This window comes from Paenibacillus peoriae KCTC 3763, from assembly GCF_000236805.1.
Lineage (GTDB): Bacteria > Bacillota > Bacilli > Paenibacillales > Paenibacillaceae > Paenibacillus > Paenibacillus peoriae.
Genome location: NZ_AGFX01000029.1, coordinates 115,780 through 133,930 on the forward strand (window position 1 = coordinate 115,780; position 18,151 = coordinate 133,930).

The window sequence follows — 18,151 nt, forward strand, 5'->3', positions numbered from 1 at the left end:
ACCAGTCGTTAAATGTTATCAGCCCGATCCACTTGTGCCTACGGCAGGCCGTGTGAATCGGGCTTTTTTGGTGAGTAAAGAACGCTAGAGATTCGATGCTATTTTAAAATTAGCTTATACACCCTTGCTTCATAAGGGCGCAGCTTCAAATGATGTAAATTCTCCCCTTGTGCCGGTTCGTAGTTGGACAGCAGCAGTTCCGCTTTGGCAGCAGCGTATCCATCTTCCTCGGGCCAGTGGAACACCGGATTACGGTCAAAGAAATTCAGAATGACCAGCAGATGCTCCTGTCCCAGCATACGGGTGAATACATACAGCTCTGTATCAAGTGGCAGCAGCAGCTTATATTCACCATAAACAATGACCTCATGCTGTTTGCGCAGAGCAATCAGCTTACGGTAATAGTGAAAAATCGAATCCGGGTTCCTTCTCTCCGTCTCCGCGTTGATGTACGTATAGTTATCGTTCATTTTCATCCATGGCTCTCCGTCGGTAAAACCCGCTGCATACCCATCATTCCACTGCATAGGAGTACGTGCATTATCCCGACTTTTTCTCCAAATCGCAGCCATAATCTTTTCCTCCGGTTCGCCTATCTTCCGTTGCTGCTCATAATAATTTAACGTCTCCACATCCCGGTAATCATCAATCGACGGGTATGCGATATTGGTCATGCCAATTTCCTCACCCTGATAAATATAAGGCGTACCTTCGAGCATATGTGTGAAGGTTGCCAGCATTTTGGCAGACTCCACACGGTACTGCCCATCATCCCCAAATCGTGACAGGGCACGCGGCTGATCATGATTGTTCAAATAATTGGCGTTCCATCCTTCCAGATGAAGCACAGTCTGCCAATGGCTCATAATTTGTTTCAGCTCCACCAGTGTCCACGGCTTGAATTTCCATTTTTCAGTCCCTTGCCCTTCGGCATCGACAAACATATGCTCAAACTGGAAAACCATATTCAGCTCATGCCGCTGGTCACCTACATAATCAAGCGCCTGCTCCGGGCCCAGACCGGAGGTTTCACCGACGGTCATTAAGGGATAGCGCATCAGCACTTTTTCATTCAGCATGCGCAAAAGATCATGTACCTGCTCCAAATTGGAAAAAAGCTGATAGGCTCGCACCAATGTTCTTTTATCGGGATTATCAGCATCCGGCAATCCTTCGGCTTTGACAATATGGGCAATCGCGTCAAAACGAAAACCATCGATCCCCTTTTTTAGCCACCATTCCACCATACGATAGAGCTCGCCTACCATCTCTTCATTTTCCCAGTTTAAATCCGGTTGGTGCTCGGAATATAGATGCATGTAATATTCGTCCGTAAGCTTGTCATATTTCCACACAGAACCGGAAAAATACGATTCCCAGTTGTTCGGATATCCGCCATTTTTGCCTGTTCGCCATATGTAGTAATCCCGCTTCGGATTATCCCTGGATGAGCGTGATTCCGTAAACCATGGATGTTCATCTGATGTGTGGTTTAATACCAGATCCATCATGATTTTGATGCCTCGTTCATGCGCCTTGTGCAGGAGCTCATCAAAGTCATCCATCGTTCCGAACTCATCCATAATGGCATAATAATCACTAATATCGTAGCCGTTATCATGATTGGGCGATTTGTACACCGGACAAATCCAGATCACATCAATACCCAGCTCACACAGATAATCCAGTCTGGACTGGATCCCCCGCAAATCTCCTTTTCCGTCTCCATCAGAATCCTGAAAGCTGATGGGATATATCTGATATACCACAGCTTCCTTCCACCATATTTTTTTAAGCATGTTTCCCTCCTGTAGCTTCTCTGTACATCCAATAGCTTATGCTGTTAACATACATGCAATACCAGATGGCGAATCGTTATTTAGATGAATAAGATCAGCGATGCCATCCTTAAATCAAAGGAGGAATTCATGTGAATTATCGATCCAGGAAGCCCAGAAATCTGATTGTAGAGTCTGCTGTAATCCCGCCAAATATCCATGTGGATGTGGAGTCAGCCACCGAAGGGGGAACCCGCCGCCTGATGCTTAGCGATAACCCGGAGACACTTACCCATGTGACTGTACCTACCGAGCAAGCCACCCTGTGGCATGATGTGGTTCGTACCACAACCCGAACGGTCAAGCACCGCATTTTCGGCTGGCATTACAACAAAATCGGAGGCCCCGTTAAGCTAGGCATCACGGTGGAGAACAAAAATCATGCTGTGCTGGAAGTACGTCATATGGAACGCGCTCTTGAGATTGCGCCTGAGGATGGCAACTGGATTATAGATGTCGGGCAATCCATTGCCAAAAGCTGCTTGGCGGGTACGATGAAACGTCGGAAGCCCGTTGACCGTCATAAATTCGGCAGAGGCACCGCCCTGTTGGAGGAATTCGAGCTGCCCGAAGGATCGCTGGCCGGGTTCACTTATGACTTCACCGTGGAATATGGCGAAGGCCACGGTACGCTGGACTACGTCATTCGCACTGTGGTCAGCAAGGACACACAGGTCGACTTGCGCCAGATTCATACGGATGCGCTTCCTCCCGTACCTCCACCGCAGGCGCATCCACGGGGGGTATGGTCCTTTTCCGAAACGAATGCGCGGATGCCGACATACGTGGTAGGGCAAAGCGCCAATTATCGGGCGTGTGCCACTAAAAAACTGAACGGTGAGACTCCTGCCGATCTGCTGTTTACCGGGGCACGCAGCGAGCTGGGCCCTGCGCTGGACAACCGCGGACAATTCGGCACTATATACAACGCGACCATTCCCATCGTTAATAACAGTGACGAGGTACGTACCGTGCGGATTTATGCGAATCCACGCGGAGGTGCATTCGCCGGGTCTGTACGCATAGACAATCGTGTATATGGCATTCCTCTGCTGCAAGATAATACCAAGGTATGCCGATTGGCTGATATCAGCGCTCCCCCCGGCAGGTCCAGCTATGCTCTCAGTTTCATGGTCGCAGGCAGTGCAACTACGCCGCTAGGTCTGTACGTTATCACGCTATAGTTATACTCATGATGACTGCTTCGTCATTAGCGTAAAAAAAAGCGCGAGTTCAAGGGTTATTTTCCCCTATAACTCGTGCTTTTTGGATTATGCTCGCCCATTTGAGCAGGTTATGGATAGTTGTTCTTTAGTTGCCCAAACACACTTGATACCGCTCTATTTGAACCGTTGGACCTGCCTCGAAGGCATAATGGTCAACTCCGGAATGTTGACATGCTCCGGCTGCTCCAGTGCATAAAGGGCAGCTTCTGCAACATCATCGGGATGCAGCGGTAAAACGCTCGAAGCAAACGCCCGAATCTCCTGCTCGAGATATCCGGCCACCTGCGAAAATTCCGTCGCCACCGCCCCGGGGTGAATCGCAGTTACACGAATTCCTTGCGTACTGGTCTCCAAACGCAATGCGGAGGCTATGGCGCTAACGCCGTACTTGGTAGCGCTGTATAGTCCTCCTCCGGCAACCACTTCCTTCGCTGCAATAGAGGAGACAATGACAACATCCCCCTTGGCCTGTTCCCTCATTGGCTGAAGCCCATACTTCAGTGTCAGGACAAGACCGTGCACATTCGTCTTGTAAAGCTCCTCCCATCGTTCCAGGTCCACTTCTGCCAGTGGGCTTCGATACCCGAAGCCGGCATTGGCAACAATAATGTCAAGCCGTCCCCAGTGTTCAAGAATGGCATGGATCGCCTGCTGTACATCTTCAGCTTTTTGGATATCGGCAGGTATTGCCATGACCTCGTACAATTCCTCTTGGTGCAAGTCGCGAACCAATTCGTCCAATCGCTCCTGACGGCGTGCCAATACAGCTACATATGCGCCTCGCTTTGCCAGTTTTCTTGCAATCGATGCCCCAATGCCGCTGCTTGCGCCTGTTACCAAAGCTACTTTACCGGCTAGGCTTTCCTTCCCTTTCCAGGATAAATCCAACTCATCCAATATCATGTTAAACCCTCCCCAAGCTTATTTGGTTAAAAGCACGCGATGAACGCCCTGGCTGCCTCCAGGAGCTGTGCCTATATATAAATATCCGTCATGGTTTACAGCCGTAGTTACGCCATAAAGCGAGCCTGCAGGATCATGCCAGCTTCCGATGAGTTTCCCCTGCGAATTAAGCTCCACAGCAAGCCCATGCTTCACAGGTGCGCTTGCACCGCTGAGCAGCGATTGAGGCAATTTGGCCATCATCCCAGCCAGCCACGGGCTTCCATGCATCTGATCTACAAAGGGAATACGTGTCGTGAAGAGACCGACCCAGAAATGGCCTTGATCATCACGCGTAATGTTATCCGGAAAACCGGCGAGATTATCCGCAAAAATATCCGAAGTCCCCTTCTTCGGCCCTTTGAGCCAGTATCTGGTCAATTGGTAGTGATACGACTCTGCCACAAGCACAAAATCTTCGTCCGCAGACAAGGCAACCCCGTTCGCAAAATAAAGGCCCTCCAACAGAACTGTCGTCTGCTTGGTCGCCGGATCATATTTCAGCAAACGTCCATGTGGCTTGTTCTCGGCGATTTCTTTGAAGGTCACTCTACCATAATTGGAGGTGTCAGAAAAATAAATAGTGCCATCTTTCGCAATATCTAGCTCATTGGCCAAATAGATCGGTGTGCCGTCGACTTGATCGGCCAACACTGTCACTTTCCCGGAAGGATCTACAGACAGCAGCCCCTTCTGGACATCCGTAACGATCAGATTTCCACTAGCGTCAAACATAAGTCCATTGGGTGTTCCCTTGGTATCTGCATATAGCTGGGCCTTTTGCGGATTGCCCTTTCCATCAAAGGCAACCTTATAAATTTTCCCGTCGGAGTCTCCCGTATATAAAGTGCCTTCCTTGTCAAAGGTGATAAATTCCGGAAACTTAGGGGCATCTGTAACAAGCTCTGCGGAGCTGAGTTTGTTGTTTTGTTGCCATGGACCCGCTTGTTCAAAAGAGGGGGCCGAAGGTGCAAGCCATTTTGCAGGCTGGACAGGGGAAGGGATGAGCATAAAAATAACCACTCCCAGAAAGATTACCGCCAGCAGCGATAATCCGGTTCTGCGTACCCATTTACGCGGTTTCTTATTCTTTCTTCCTTGAGAATCTTTGATGGACAAATCAGGTTTACTGGACATAAGTGCCTCCTATGTGATGTGAATAATATTTATATTTGAACGACGATTTTACCGAAATACTGTTTTCCTTCAGCCAAAAGTGCAAAGGCTTCACCGATTCGGCTGAGCGGGAATACCCGGTCGATGACAGGATGTAGCTGATGGTGGGAAATGGCACGATTCATGTTTTCGAAATGTTCCCTGTTACCGACTTGACTGCCACGAATCGTCGCAGCCTTCTGCAAAATGCTGGTGACATCGAACTCAGGAATGGTCAAGCCCGATAAGAATCCGATCATGCTCACAGTCCCTCCGGTACGAAGTGCATTGATGGATTGTGCCATTGTTGCCGCTCCCCCCACATCCAGGACATGGTCGACTCCGCCGCCTGTCATCTCCAGAGCCACCTTATCCCACTCGGGAACTTCCGAATAGTTGATTGTCTGCCATGCGCCGAGAGCTTTTGCCCGTTCCAGCTTGTCATTGCTGCTCGATGTGATAATTACCCGTGCTCCTGCCATCAGAGAGAATTGAAGCCCAAAGATGGAGACACCGCCTGTTCCTTGCAAGAGCACCGTATCCCCCGCTCGCAGCCCGCCAGATTCCATCAGCATGCTCCATGCGGTTAATGCCGCAATTGGCAAGGTGGAAGCCTCCTCCCAAGTAAGGTGATCCGGAATGGCGACGATCCCTTCTTCATGTAGAACGATATATTCAGCCGCCACTCCGCTGAGCGGGCCTCCCAGACTGTCCTTTAATACCTCCGCTCTCGTGCTCCCGCCAATGAATTTCTGTTGTAAATTTCCCGCTACCCTTTGTCCAATCTGAAATTTTGTCACTCCTTCGCCCACAGCTACAATTTCACCCGCTCCATCGGATAACGGAATGAAGGGAAATTGAATGCCGATCGGCATTACTCCATTAAGTATTACCAAATCTCGATAATTAAGAGACGCTGCCCTTATGCGGATCAGAACCTCCAGCCGTCCCGGCACCGGTATGTCGAGTTCCGTCAAGGTTAATTCTTCAAAGCCAAAACTGTTTTTCAGTTGCACTGCTTTCATTTTGGTTGTCCTCCCTGCAATATTAAATTTTTTATCTATTATAGATACAGTGTATTATACAAGAAACAATGTTTCCTGCATAATACACTGTATCTATTTATCTTCAAAACGTCAATATTTACTTTAAAAATAAAACGTGTCGTAAAACTGCCTCCGTTTTTTTTAACAGTTCTTACCAAGTAAAAATTGGAGGCAGGGTTGCTTTCGCTTGCCCATAACTTGCTCAGGTAGGCAAGCATGAACCAAAAAACGCGAGTTGCAAAGGTGGAATAACCTCTGCACTCGCGTTTTTTACATTAATGGTGATATAAGCACTGTCCAATACAGTTAAAACTTTGCCTATGAGACAGACCCATTTAAGCTCCATATTTTATAGAACGTGCTTCTGACTACACTACTCTACTAAGCACAAAATTGGAGGGCGGGCCAGACTCCGGCTTGCCAAACAAATAACCCTGAGCCAGGGACACACCTGCTTCACGACAAAATTCAAAATCTTCCATCTGCTCAACGCCTTCAGCCAGCACCTTGCCTCCAAAGCGAGAAGCCGATTCCACGATCCCCGTAATTTGTCGCTGCTGATCACTGTTGCGATGACAGCCATCAATTAAACTCCGATCAATTTTGACATAATCTGGCTGGAGGCCATTCATTAGCTCTGTCGTAGAATAACCTGCCCCCACATCGTCCAGTGCCACTGAAACTCCTCGTGTGCGATATTGTTCAAAAATTTGATGCAAAACATTCAGGTCGTCAATTTCTTCCGTCTCTACGACCTCAAACACAAAATCCTCCGTATTCATGGACAACCGATCAATCGTCTCAAAGGTATGATTCAAGCAATAGGCTGGATTATAGATGGTTGAAGGGAGAAAGTTAATAAATCGTTTAATCCCCGCAGGGAGGCATGCTGCACTTTTTTCAATAGCGGAAATACGAGCCAAGCGATCCAAATGAGCATGCAAGCCGGCTTCACGGGCAATTTCAAACAGCCGAAAAGGCTGGAAGTGCCGCTCCGAATGTGACGGACGCAGCAAAAACTCAAACCCGATAATGTTCAGGTTGTGGTCAACAATAGGCTGCAGGTGGCTTGAAAAGCTTTTGTCCCTAATGATACTCATCATATCCGGGTGTTGAATTCTGGCCTGCAATTGGCTAAATAGAAGCCAGTCCTCATATCCCTCCACATGATTCAGTCCGGTCACCACAGTCTCCATATGTAAGAGCCATTCCTGGGGAAGACGAGCCAGTCCGTTAACCAGCTGTTCCAGTTCTGAATGGCTGTCATACTTAAACACTATTCCGTCCTCGCAGCATTGTTGCGGTAGTATACCCAAGCCATCTAATGCCGGATTAAGCGACACCCTGGGGTGCCTGATCTTCAGCAATCCTTGATCTCTAATAGGTAATATGATACTGCAACTGCTGCATGTCATAATGGTCCTCCTCGGAACAATTTTCCGGTTTTTTCACCATTATATCACAAATAACTAGAACGAAAGTACTATAAAATCAAGAAAAACAAGCTCATTCCTAGTCGAAAATTAGGACTTAAGTGTATATCCGACAAGAAACAAAGTCTTTTGCACCAATTTTCATTTTCAATATTATTTTTCATGAAAGGCAAAAAAACAGCAAGTCTCCCGAATAGAGACTTGCTGCTTGGCTCTGATTAAACCTGGAGCCGTAAAGGCAAACTTACTTGGAAGCCTTTGGCTTGGTTGTTTTAGCTGGTTTAGCTGGTTTAGCAGTTGCAGGCTTGGTTGTTTTAACAGCCGGCTTTGCCGTTGCTTTCGCAGGGACTACAGCTTCCTTTGCAGGAGTCTTTGCTGCATTAGGCTTTGCGCCAGCTTTTAAGCTGTATTTGGCAAAACCGTCTGCCGCACTGCCCAAGTAAGCAATTTGTTGATTTCCAGCCAGCACATCCTTGGCATCAGGTGAGGACTCGAAGGTAACCTTTGCCTGACCGAAAGGAGCAATAGACCAATTGCCATCCGCTGACGGATTAATGGTTCCGTTCGTACGGATATAATCAACAATGACTTGACGGTTTTCATCCGGCGCTGCCATCACAATGCGCTTGCCATCCGGATTTGCCAGTTTGGACGAGGACGCACGGTAGTTATTGGTCGCTACGATAAATTTCTGTGCAGGATCAATGGCCTTCCCATTGTATTGCAAGTCCTTGATACGATGAGCCGAAGAATCAATAATGTTTCCTTTGGCATCATAGCGTGCAGGTTGAGTTACATCGATTTGGTAAGTCACACCGTCAATGACATCAAAATTGTAGGTTGGAAAATCTTTATTGATCAGCGCTTGTTCCTCTGTTTTGCCTGGATCGATACGGTTAAACTGACCCGCAGACCACTCCAGCCATTCCTGGATTTCAGCACCGGTTACTTCTACAGCATGAACCGTGTTCGGGTATACGTACAAATCGGACACGTTTTTAATCGCTATCGTACCTTCAGGGATGTTCGTGTAATACTCGGCACCGTTGCGACCACCAGCCTTGAATGGAGCGCCAGCCGACAATACGGGAAGATTTTCGTATTCGGTCCCTTTAAGATGGTTTTGTACATACCATTTTTGTGCATTCGTCACAATCTGAATGGATGGATCATCCTGCACCAATGCAAAATAACTGGTAATCGGTGCGGTTGTGGTTCCAACCGGTTGACGAACATAATCCAGCGTTCCTTTATGCTCTTCCTTGACTGAGTCCGTCAGTTTAAAATCAGGCTTGATCTGCAAAGCTTGGTTTGTGGTATTCACAACCGGACGCACTTCTGACTGAGAATTAGTCACGCTCCATACATCTTTTTTCTTTTCCAGACTCAGGTCAATAATGCCCAGCTCCTTGCCCCAAGAGGAAGCTTCTACAGCCGGTACGCCATTAATGGTTCCTTTATCCAGATCTACACCGTTCATTCCTTTAAAATCAGGGCCGGGGAAAGATTTATGAGCATGCCCAAACAGAATAGCGTTGATTCCATCCACCTGGCTCAAATATTTAACGGCATTCTCCATCATTGGCGTTTGCGGCACATCCTCATAACCTGTGTGTGCAAGCACAACAATAATGTCAGCACCTTCTGTTTTCATTTGAGGAATGAACTTTTTCGCCGTTTCCACAATATCCTTCGTAACGACCTTACCCTTCAAATTGGCTTCGTCCCACTGCATGATTTGAGGAGTTACCAGACCGATTACGCCCACTCTGAGCGTATGCTCATCGCCCTTCTCGTCCGTTACCGTTTTATTGAGAATCTGATAAGGGGTAAAATAATTTTTAGCACCTTCGCCCCCGTTATCATAGTATACGTTCGCATTTACGTAAGGAAAATCAGCTCCCTTGAGCGATTTCTCCAAAAAGTCAAGGCCATAGTTAAATTCGTGGTTGCCTACAGTAGCCGCATCATAGCCCATCAAGTTCATCATCTTGTAGACCGGATGGACACCGCCTTCTTTCTCGAAGGCTTTGTTTCTGGCCATATAATCGCCTAATGGATTACCCTGCAACAAATCACCGTTATCGAACAGCATACTGTTTCTTGTTTCGCTACGCGCCTGCTGGATCAGTCCGGCAGTGTTAATCAAGCCATATTCGTTAGTTTCCTTATCTGCATAATAATCGTAGTTCATCAACGTCGTGTGAATATCCGTTGTTTCCATGATCCGCAAATTCACTGTAGCGCTGTCCCGAGAATCGGTGGCAGCCCAGGACGGAGCAGCTGTAAACACCAGCATGCTACAAGCTACAACCGCTGCTGTAAACCCTTTAAACCAATTTTTACGAAATAACAAAATATACCCCTCCTTATTAAGGTGTATGGCTCATATACATACTTTTGCACATATATGTAAGTTTCGAACCCACCATTCCTATTTTAATCCAACGCCAGACAAAAGAGTAGTCATTTGACCAAAGTTATTTATAAAAAAATAATTAATTTTCTTGCAAATGAACCGTCATCTCTTCCTCCATGCTGGACAGCCCCGCCTTCAGGGCATATAATCGTCGTAGTAAACCCGAATAAACAAACCCATTAAACCATACAATGCCAGGGGTGCTGGAATCGGCCGGCTGAGAGTGTGTCCCAAGACACTGACCCTTACAACCTGATCTGGGTAATGCCAGCGTAGGAATGCTTAAGCTAAGATGTGCCTTCTTTTCATAGGCCATCCCTTACTTTGGTATATACAAGCGCAAGCGTCCCGGAACCTGGGGGCGCTTTTTTTGTTGAGGATTAAGTTGTTGGAAAGATAGTGTCCGGCAGATGTTATTTTATGAAATGGGGAACATAAGCTGTCTGATTCGACAGATGACGGGTAATTAAAAGGAGAGAACACAACGATGAAGCGCATGAAAATGTTAAGCCTTGGACTAATTAGTCTGTGGCTCATGGCCCTGACACTAACAGCCTGCGGAGGAGGCTCCCCCTCTACAACCCAGGAGGCGGCACCTGCTACCAACGCTCCAGCTTCCACCCCGGCAAAGGGGCTTAAGGATGTTAAAGTTGTACTTGACTGGACACCAAATACGAATCATACGGGACTCTATGTCGCCAAGGATAAAGGATTTTACGAAAAAGCGGGCTTGAATGTCCAAATCGTTCAACCCGGTTCAGGCGGAGCCGATCAAATGGTAGCTTCAAATGCGGCACCTTTTGGTATCAGCTATCAAGAGGGCGTCACCCAGGCACGTACGCAAGGTGTACCACTCGTATCTATCGCAGCAGTAATTCAGCATAATACATCAGGCTTCGCAGCCCCGGTAGATCGCGGCATTAAAAGCCCGAAAGATTTTGAAGGGAAAAAATACGGCGGCTGGGGTTCACCCGTAGAAGAAGCGGTCATGAAATCCATCATGGATTCAGACAAGGCCGATGTGAGCAAAGTGAAGATTATGAATATGGGTAATGCCGACTATTTTACAGCCGTGAAGCGGGATATCGACTTTGCCTGGATTTTCTACGCATGGACCGGGATCGAGGCGGAGCTTCGAGGTGAACCCCTGGATATGCTGTATGTAAAAGATTATTCCAAAAGCCTTGATTACTATACACCAGTGATTGTAAGCAACGAACAGACCATTAAAAATGATCCGGAACTGGTCAAAGCGTTCATGGACGCCACCGCCCAAGGCTATGAATACACCATTGCTCATCCTGAAGAATCCGCGGATATCCTAAGCAAAGCCGTACCGGAGCTGGACAAAAAGCTGGTACTCGCCAGCCAAAAATGGCTAAGCCCGCGTTATCAGGACGATGCCGCGCAATGGGGTGTGCAAAAAGCGGAGGTATGGCAAAACTATTCGGATTGGATGTACGAACGCAAGCTGCTCAGCAAACCTCTGGAAGTCGAAAAAGCCTTCACAAACGATTTTTTACCAAAGCGTTGATCTTGTAAATCGAACTTGAAGTAGCCTTTGCGCCACTATGTTTATTCTTTAGTTTCATATTATCTAAGCGCTAAGTAGGTGCGCTTGTGTGTTAAAAATGCCACACAACCTAGCTTTAAAAATAAGGTGCTTTTAAGGCGGTTGGCAGCGGAGCGGTTCATTTGAATCTGGAGAAACGGAGTGTTCGCCCGAAAGCTTTCTTTAGGAAAGCTGGCTTCGAAAGCATACGCTAAAGGGGGATTCTTACCTTTTAAAATTTATTCAAAGAATCCCACGGCAACAGCGATCGTAAGATCAAATGAAACGCGAAGCGGTCTCACCCGCCTTAAACCACCCTATTTTCTCTAAAACACTCCAAATGAAGGACAGGTGAATTCTTATGGCTAACACTTTGCTCAGTATTCAAGTGATTCCTAAAACTCCTAATAACGAGGACTCTTATCTTTATGTAGATAAGGCGATTGAGGTCATCCAACGTTCCGGTGTCAAGTATCAGGTGAATCCATTGGAGACGACCATGGAGGGTGAGTTGGACGAGCTACTGAACGTAGTTAAAGAAATGCACGTGGCATTAACGGAGGCCGGCAGTCCCAGCATCATTTCACAGATCAAAATTGCACATAACCCACAGGGCATCAGCATGAACAAGCTGACCGAAAAATATCGCCCATGAACTCAAAAGGCAAGAACGCATCCTGGTGGAAAAGCGTATGGCCGCCCCTTGTGGCGGTCCTCTTCTTTTTGGCAGCCTGGCAGGGGGCGGTTTCTTATTTGCATGTTGAGTCCTGGCTGCTGCCAGCTCCGTCTCTGATCGTACAGGAGGGCATGGCTCAGTCAGAGCTGCTTGGTGCCCATACGTGGGCTACGATTCGCCTGACGTTTGGGGGATTTGCAATAGGGACAGCAACAGGACTGTTGATCGCCATCGTTCTTCATACGATTCCTTTTCTCAAGTCCGCCCTGTATCCACTGCTCATCCTTAGTCAGAACATTCCGATCATAGCCCTTGGCCCATTGCTGATGGTGTGGTTTGGTTTTGGCGTGCTGCCCAAGCTGCTGGTTATTACGTTAGTGTGCTTCTTCCCCGTGGCTGTAGCAGCCATGGACGGGCTGACACGGACGGACCGCACGATGATGAACTATATGCGCATGTCGGGCGCGAGTCGTATGGCTATCTTCACGAAGCTGGAGTTGCCGCACTCCTTGCCACAAGTATTTTCCGGCATCAAGATTGCTGCCACCTACAGCGTGATGGGCGCAATTATTGCCGAATGGATCGGTGCCAGTGAAGGAATCGGATATTATATGATGCTGCAAAAATCGGCCTATCGCACGGATTTGATTTTTGCCGCCATTGGCATCATTGTTGCACTCAGTTTACTGATGTTTGTCATGATCGTACTGCTGGAAAAATGGCTGGTCCGCTGGAAACCGGATCAGGAATAGCTCCCAAATGGATTCAATAAACTCGAAGAAAGGGTGTGACGCTATGAGTCTGCATCCGCCTGACTTATCACCACAAAACATGGCTGATGGACAACGCACCGGAGAAGAGCAGGAGCTTCCGACAGCTCCTCCAGCGTTGGAAGTGGATAGCATCAGCCTCGCCTTCCGTGAAAAACGAAGCTCACTTCCCGTATTGCAGGATGTGGCCCTGACCGTTAAGCCGGGAGAATTCGTCTCCCTCATCGGCCCATCCGGCAGTGGCAAAAGCACGCTGTTTCACATCATCGGCGGGCTGCTTCAGCCCCAGCAGGGACGCATTCGCATGCACGGACAGGATGTGACGGGCGAACGCGGGCATATTAGCTATATGCCGCAGCAGCCCGCCCTTTTCCCGTGGCGTACCACGCTGGATAACGTACTGCTCGGGCAGGAAAACGCGCCGCGCAAAGATAGGGCAGCGCACTCACGGTACGCCAGCGAACGTGAACGCCGCGAAGATGCCCTGCAATGGCTGGAGCAGGTCGGGCTGGGTCCCTTCGCCAAAGCGTACCCGCATACACTCTCTGGAGGTATGCAACAACGCGCGGCCTTCCTGCGCGCACTGCTCAGCCCGCAGGAGCTGATGCTGCTGGATGAGCCGTTCAGCGCCCTGGATGCGCTGACACGTGCAGATATGCAGCAATGGTTATTGCGGATGTGGGAGAAAAACCGCCGCTCTGTGCTGTTTATCACCCACAGCATCGAGGAAGCGCTGCTGCTCTCTGACCGGATCTACGTGCTGTCGGCACGACCTGCTACGGTGATGCATGTCGTAGATGTTCCCTTCCCACGTCCTCGTCGGGAGGAAATCACCCTTGATCCACGTTTTAGCGAATGGAAGCGGACCATGACGGGCTGGATGCGCGAGGAAAAATACAAGCTGGACGGCAGTATGGACCCTACTGGGAGCATTCACAAGAATACTCCGGGTGACGGAGTGAAGCGGTATGAATGACATTTTGACCGCGACAGCATCCGCACCATTGATTGACGCACACATTCATGTTGACAGCTACCCGCCTGAGCAGCAGGAGCCATTGCTGGCTTCTCTTGCCGATAGCAGTGTCGAAGCCGTCATAGCCGTATCCATGCATCTCGCCTCCAGCCAAGCCAATCTGCGGTTAGCTGAACGTTGGCCCGGGCTGGTACGCCCAGCCTTCGGCTTTCATCCCGAGCAGCCTCTTCCATCACAAGCCGAGCTTGATCTGCTGTTTGGCTGGATGGATAAGCATATAGAGCAGATGGTCGCCGTTGGCGAAGTCGGCCTGCCCTACTACAATCGGCTAAAGGCCTTACGGAGCGGAGCCTTTTTTGACCTCACTCCCTACATAGCGCTGCTAGAGCGTTTTATCCGGTTCGCACGGAAGCATAACAAGCCTATTGTGCTGCACGCCGTTTATGAAGACGCCGATATCGCTTGCGACCTTCTGGAACGGCATGGTGTCACACAGGCACATTTCCACTGGTTCAAGGGCTCTGCCGCCACAACCGAACGTATGGCCCGGAACGGCTACTATGTCTCCTTCACACCCGATCTTCTGTACGAAGAAGAAATTCGCAAGTTGGCGAGACAGTATCCGTCCAATCAGATCATGGCGGAGACAGACGGCCCCTGGCCGTTCGAGGGAGCTTTTACCGGACAAAAGACGCATCCACGGATGACTGCCGACGTCATTCGCGCATATAGCAAGCTGACCCATCAAGACGAGTCTGCCGTCCGTCCATTATTTTATGAAAATACGAGACGCTTCTACTCACTGTCTAATTTATAAAGTCATATTTAGCCGTCAGCAATTCCAATTCCCTGAAAGAATAAGATATCTGCTTTTACAGTACAAGCAAAGAACCTTCAGATACGCATCATAACCGCGTAACCGAAGGTTCTTTGTATTTTTAAACCTATATAGAGGCTTCATAAGTCCTATATAGGCTTTTGCTTTTAGGCCTCTGCTTTTTTATGACCGCTCTACTTTATTGCTTCAAAAATCCCTTTTGCTCCAAAAATGACTTCAACTGCAACCGTGCAGGCTCAGTCAGTCTCGCCGCCATTTGTTCAGACCAAGGAGTAGAACGTTGACCGCCCGTACGCTCCTTCAAATATTCAGCCGATGTGTGATCATATAGCTCCACAGCCTTCATCGTCTGATTTTTGTCGTAGCCGTTCATGTGCAAAACACCGGAAAGCGGAAGACGTGGACGCAAGCCCGTGTCCTGATCCGGTACGCCGATACACATACCGAACACCGGATATACCAGTTCAGGCAACCCTAACAGCTCGGATACCTCAGCTATTCTCGTACGGATACCCCCGATGTAGACGATCCCCAAGCCAAGTGATTCAGCGGCTACTGCTGCATTTTGTGCAGCTAACGCGGCGTCAATGGTAGCAACTGTATAATTTTCGACGGAACCTTCGTAGGAAGGCTGACCTGGCTGATGGTGAACTGTGACCTGCTTCAAGCGATACAAATCTGCACACCATACCAGAAACACCGGGCATTGTTCAACATAAGCCTGACCCCCCGCCAGCTCAGCGAACTTGGTTTTCAAAGCAGGCTCTGTAACGGCAATGACGGTATAAGCCTGCACATTGCTGGACGAGGAAGCCATTTGGCCAGCCGCCACAATAGCTGCGAGCTGCTCGTCGGTAACGGCGTCTGACTTGAATTTTCGTACAGACCGATGATTCATCAACAAGGAAATCGTATCATTCATGACTGCTTCACTCCTAATCCATAATATAAGCTTTTTATCTGTGTCAAGCTGTGTATACAAAGAAGTTCTTGCATGCTTGCATGGCACTCCTACAAATATTATGAAACTTTCGCGGTTGATAAGCAACCTCACTCCATGGCAAAAAAAGCAAGTACACCGGAAGCCCAATCCGAATGTACTTGCCTGTAGAATCATCTACCCCCGTTTTGATGCTGGCTGCATAGTTGAAACAGATCTATTGACCGGTTTTGACGCTAAACGTGATTTGAATACGTGATACAGGTTTGCCAAGAGCAGCCCTATAAACAAATACATTAATCCGCCAAAAAGATCGTATACAGCCACCCCTACTAATGCAGCAAGAATGCCAAAAATGATTTGATCCTTCACCTTGGCAGGTGTCGTGGGCAGGTCAGTGAGCATAAAAAAGCCAAAGAAAAGAGCCGCGTTGACAAATGGAGGCCGAAGCGCATCCGAAGCATCCCCCAGGTGAAAATATCCTGTAAAGAGCAATAATACAAAAAAGGTTCCGAAAAATGAAAATACCTGAGGATACTTATTGACTCGATCGGTTACCACATATCCACCAATGAACAGAAAGACCATCATCCATGCAGGTAAATCCCCGAATGCCCCCCACCAGCTCTGCCCTGATTCAAAAATGAGTAACGATAGCAGCAGTCCAAAAGCTGCCGGATTGAAAATCGGCTTCTTTTTATAAACCAATAGATGCTTGGATACAACAGCAATTGCTGAAGTAGCCGCAATCACGTACCAGGAGGTCGTCGTGCCTAACACCAGGGCGATGAGTAACCCTGTGATCAACGCACCATCTGGCAGCATCCGCTTCCTTTGTCTTATCAAGCCAAGGAGAAGGTCCACAGCTACAGCAATACCGACGGCTACCAGTCCATTCATAATACCTGCTATGTCATGCCCAGCAATAGAGCCTATCAGAAGATACACCGTGATTGCTATTGCGACATAGCCCTTTGGTGATTTAATCCATTGCTTTAAAGTCATTTATATTCCTCCAACTCGAACCAATTGTAAATCTGATGTGATGAAGATGGCTTGTAAACCCGCTTGTTCCACAATCCCTCTCCCCTCAACTGCCCCCAGCAAAAATGATGACGTAGCAAAGGTATCCGCCATCATAGCGAAGGGAGCAATCACGCTGGAACTGACCCAATCTTTGGGAGAGGTCTGGGTTTTGGGATCAATCAAATGATGTATATCGGCTACAGTCGCACTTTTGCGCTCATAGCCTCCCGAGGTACATATAGCCTCATTGGAAAGCAGAACCGTCGATATCACTTCTTCTTTGCGTTCAGGATGTTGAATGCCTATTTCCCATGCCTCTCCACTATCGTTCATCCCTCCTGCAAATAAATCGCCCCCCGCATTTACAACAAAACCCCCAAATTCCGCCAGTTCATGCACTGCCAGGTCAATGGCAAATCCTTTGGCTACAGCTCCCAGATCAATGACCAACGGCTTCAGCAAGCACAAGGTGCGTTCTTGTTCATCTAATACGATATCCCGATAGGTAACGGAAGCCGTAGAAGGACTGTACATGGCTTCTCCGGTTAAATAATGACGATTAAATCCATAATCCTCCATCCTTTTCCCTATCGTAGGATCAAATATCCCATCCGTACATTCAGCCATTCCCAATGCAAATTTGAGGGGTTCAAACAAAAATGGGCTTACGGCTACAGGTATTCCAACCTGTTGACAGGCTCTCATCAATTCACTGTCAGGGCTAAAGCGACTGCAAGCTTGCTCCACTTTTTGAAAAGCCTCAAATGCCTGATTCATTTTCTGTGCGACCGTTGCTTCGGATGTGGATTTTCCTGTAACGACCTCTATACTTACAGCAGTATCCATATATAGCTTGGTTCTCTTCATGACGATCCCCTTCGTGCACTGGAGAGCGCATTTTGTACAGCTTCCTGAAATGCCAGGGTGCTATACGTTGCACCGGATACATTCGTAACTTGGGCACTTTGTTTTTTTACAACCTCCGAAGGAAGCCCTCCTATATCACTTTCGGAATAATGCATAGCATAATGGCTAACTTCAACGTCCGTTATTTTATCATTCCTGATCATTACGCTGACTTCAATGGAACCACGCCGATTATTACCCGTCCCTGTATAGGTACCATCTTTGTATACACTTTGCGATTGAGGGGTGTTTTTAACCTTATGATGATTTGTTGGAATACCGGACTGAGTATGCTGTGGCAATGACTGCGAGGATGCCTCGGTTTCCGTCGTAAAATATCCGGCAGCGTACACTGCTGTAATCGCTGCTGAGCACAAAGCAACCCATTTTTTATTCATCTGTGCCATG

The 18,151-nt window shown here is 48.1% G+C and carries 16 protein-coding genes and 1 riboswitch; of the genes, 6 read left to right on the plus strand and 10 right to left on the minus strand.

Translation table 11 applies throughout. The features are described 5' to 3' along the window. Window positions 1-98: 98 nt before the first annotated feature. On the minus strand, window positions 99-1,799 hold the full coding sequence (locus tag KQI_RS0115750) for a glycoside hydrolase family 13 protein (protein ID WP_010347778.1): 1,701 nt from the start codon (window positions 1,797-1,799) through the stop codon (window positions 99-101). Window positions 1,800-1,930: 131 nt separating this feature from the next. Between KQI_RS0115750 and KQI_RS0115755 the strand changes: the two genes are divergently transcribed. Beyond that, complete coding sequence (locus KQI_RS0115755; protein WP_010347779.1) at window positions 1,931-3,022, plus strand: hypothetical protein; 1,092 nt, start codon at window positions 1,931-1,933, stop codon at window positions 3,020-3,022. A gap of 156 nt (window positions 3,023-3,178) precedes the next feature. Here the strand turns inward: KQI_RS0115755 and KQI_RS0115760 are convergent, their stop codons facing one another. The 5 genes from KQI_RS0115760 to KQI_RS0115780 all read right to left on the minus strand — a co-directional run bounded on the left by KQI_RS0115760 (window position 3,179) and on the right by KQI_RS0115780 (window position 9,996). Then, complete coding sequence (locus KQI_RS0115760) at window positions 3,179-3,967, minus strand: SDR family oxidoreductase (RefSeq protein ID WP_010347781.1); 789 nt, start codon at window positions 3,965-3,967, stop codon at window positions 3,179-3,181. A gap of 18 nt (window positions 3,968-3,985) precedes the next feature. Then, window positions 3,986-5,143, minus strand: coding sequence for an SMP-30/gluconolactonase/LRE family protein (locus KQI_RS0115765; RefSeq protein WP_010347782.1), 1,158 nt, complete (start codon window positions 5,141-5,143; stop codon window positions 3,986-3,988). A gap of 29 nt (window positions 5,144-5,172) precedes the next feature. Further along, a complete protein-coding gene (locus KQI_RS0115770) occupies window positions 5,173-6,186 on the minus strand; it encodes a zinc-dependent alcohol dehydrogenase family protein (RefSeq protein ID WP_010347783.1) in 1,014 nt (337 codons plus the stop codon). Window positions 6,187-6,575: 389 nt separating this feature from the next. After that, entirely contained in the window at window positions 6,576-7,622 is a 1,047-nt protein-coding gene (locus tag KQI_RS0115775) for an EAL domain-containing protein (RefSeq protein WP_029390188.1), read from the minus strand. Window positions 7,623-7,884: 262 nt separating this feature from the next. Continuing rightward, on the minus strand, window positions 7,885-9,996 hold the full coding sequence (locus KQI_RS0115780; protein WP_010347786.1) for a bifunctional 2',3'-cyclic-nucleotide 2'-phosphodiesterase/3'-nucleotidase: 2,112 nt from the start codon (window positions 9,994-9,996) through the stop codon (window positions 7,885-7,887). Window positions 9,997-10,245: 249 nt separating this feature from the next. Continuing rightward, a riboswitch (TPP riboswitch) is annotated at window positions 10,246-10,355 on the plus strand. Window positions 10,356-10,546: 191 nt separating this feature from the next. On the opposite strand from KQI_RS0115780, the gene KQI_RS0115785 reads away from it, so the two are divergent. From KQI_RS0115785 to KQI_RS0115805, 5 genes are all read left to right on the plus strand, one after another. Beyond that, complete coding sequence (locus tag KQI_RS0115785; protein ID WP_010347787.1) at window positions 10,547-11,593, plus strand: ABC transporter substrate-binding protein; 1,047 nt, start codon at window positions 10,547-10,549, stop codon at window positions 11,591-11,593. Window positions 11,594-11,972: 379 nt separating this feature from the next. Continuing rightward, window positions 11,973-12,266 (plus strand): thiamine-binding protein, encoded by a 294-nt coding sequence (locus tag KQI_RS0115790; RefSeq protein ID WP_010347788.1) that lies wholly within the window; start codon window positions 11,973-11,975, stop codon window positions 12,264-12,266. Next, window positions 12,263-13,039, plus strand: a complete 777-nt coding sequence (locus KQI_RS0115795; protein ID WP_029390189.1) for an ABC transporter permease — start codon at window positions 12,263-12,265, stop codon at window positions 13,037-13,039. The genes KQI_RS0115790 and KQI_RS0115795 overlap by 4 nt, the downstream gene beginning before the upstream one ends. Before the next feature lie 43 nt (window positions 13,040-13,082). Continuing rightward, window positions 13,083-14,033, plus strand: coding sequence for an ABC transporter ATP-binding protein (locus KQI_RS0115800; RefSeq protein WP_010347790.1), 951 nt, complete (start codon window positions 13,083-13,085; stop codon window positions 14,031-14,033). Further along, on the plus strand, window positions 14,026-14,850 hold the full coding sequence (locus KQI_RS0115805) for a TatD family hydrolase (protein WP_010347791.1): 825 nt from the start codon (window positions 14,026-14,028) through the stop codon (window positions 14,848-14,850). The genes KQI_RS0115800 and KQI_RS0115805 overlap by 8 nt, the downstream gene beginning before the upstream one ends. Window positions 14,851-15,049: 199 nt before the next feature. Here KQI_RS0115805 and nfsA read toward each other — a convergent pair whose 3' ends face one another. The 4 genes from nfsA to KQI_RS0115825 form a co-directional block, all read right to left on the minus strand. Continuing rightward, window positions 15,050-15,793, minus strand: coding sequence for an oxygen-insensitive NADPH nitroreductase (nfsA, locus tag KQI_RS0115810; RefSeq protein WP_010347792.1), 744 nt, complete (start codon window positions 15,791-15,793; stop codon window positions 15,050-15,052). Between the two features lie 195 nt (window positions 15,794-15,988). Next, on the minus strand, window positions 15,989-16,816 hold the full coding sequence (locus tag KQI_RS0115815; RefSeq protein WP_010347793.1) for an RnfABCDGE type electron transport complex subunit D: 828 nt from the start codon (window positions 16,814-16,816) through the stop codon (window positions 15,989-15,991). Beyond that, window positions 16,817-17,704 (minus strand): FAD:protein FMN transferase, encoded by an 888-nt coding sequence (locus KQI_RS0115820; RefSeq protein ID WP_010347794.1) that lies wholly within the window; start codon window positions 17,702-17,704, stop codon window positions 16,817-16,819. It abuts the gene before it with no gap. Next, complete coding sequence (locus KQI_RS0115825; protein WP_010347795.1) at window positions 17,701-18,150, minus strand: FMN-binding protein; 450 nt, start codon at window positions 18,148-18,150, stop codon at window positions 17,701-17,703. Before KQI_RS0115825 ends, KQI_RS0115820 begins: the two co-directional genes overlap by 4 nt. Between the last annotated feature and the right edge of the window lies 1 nt (window position 18,151).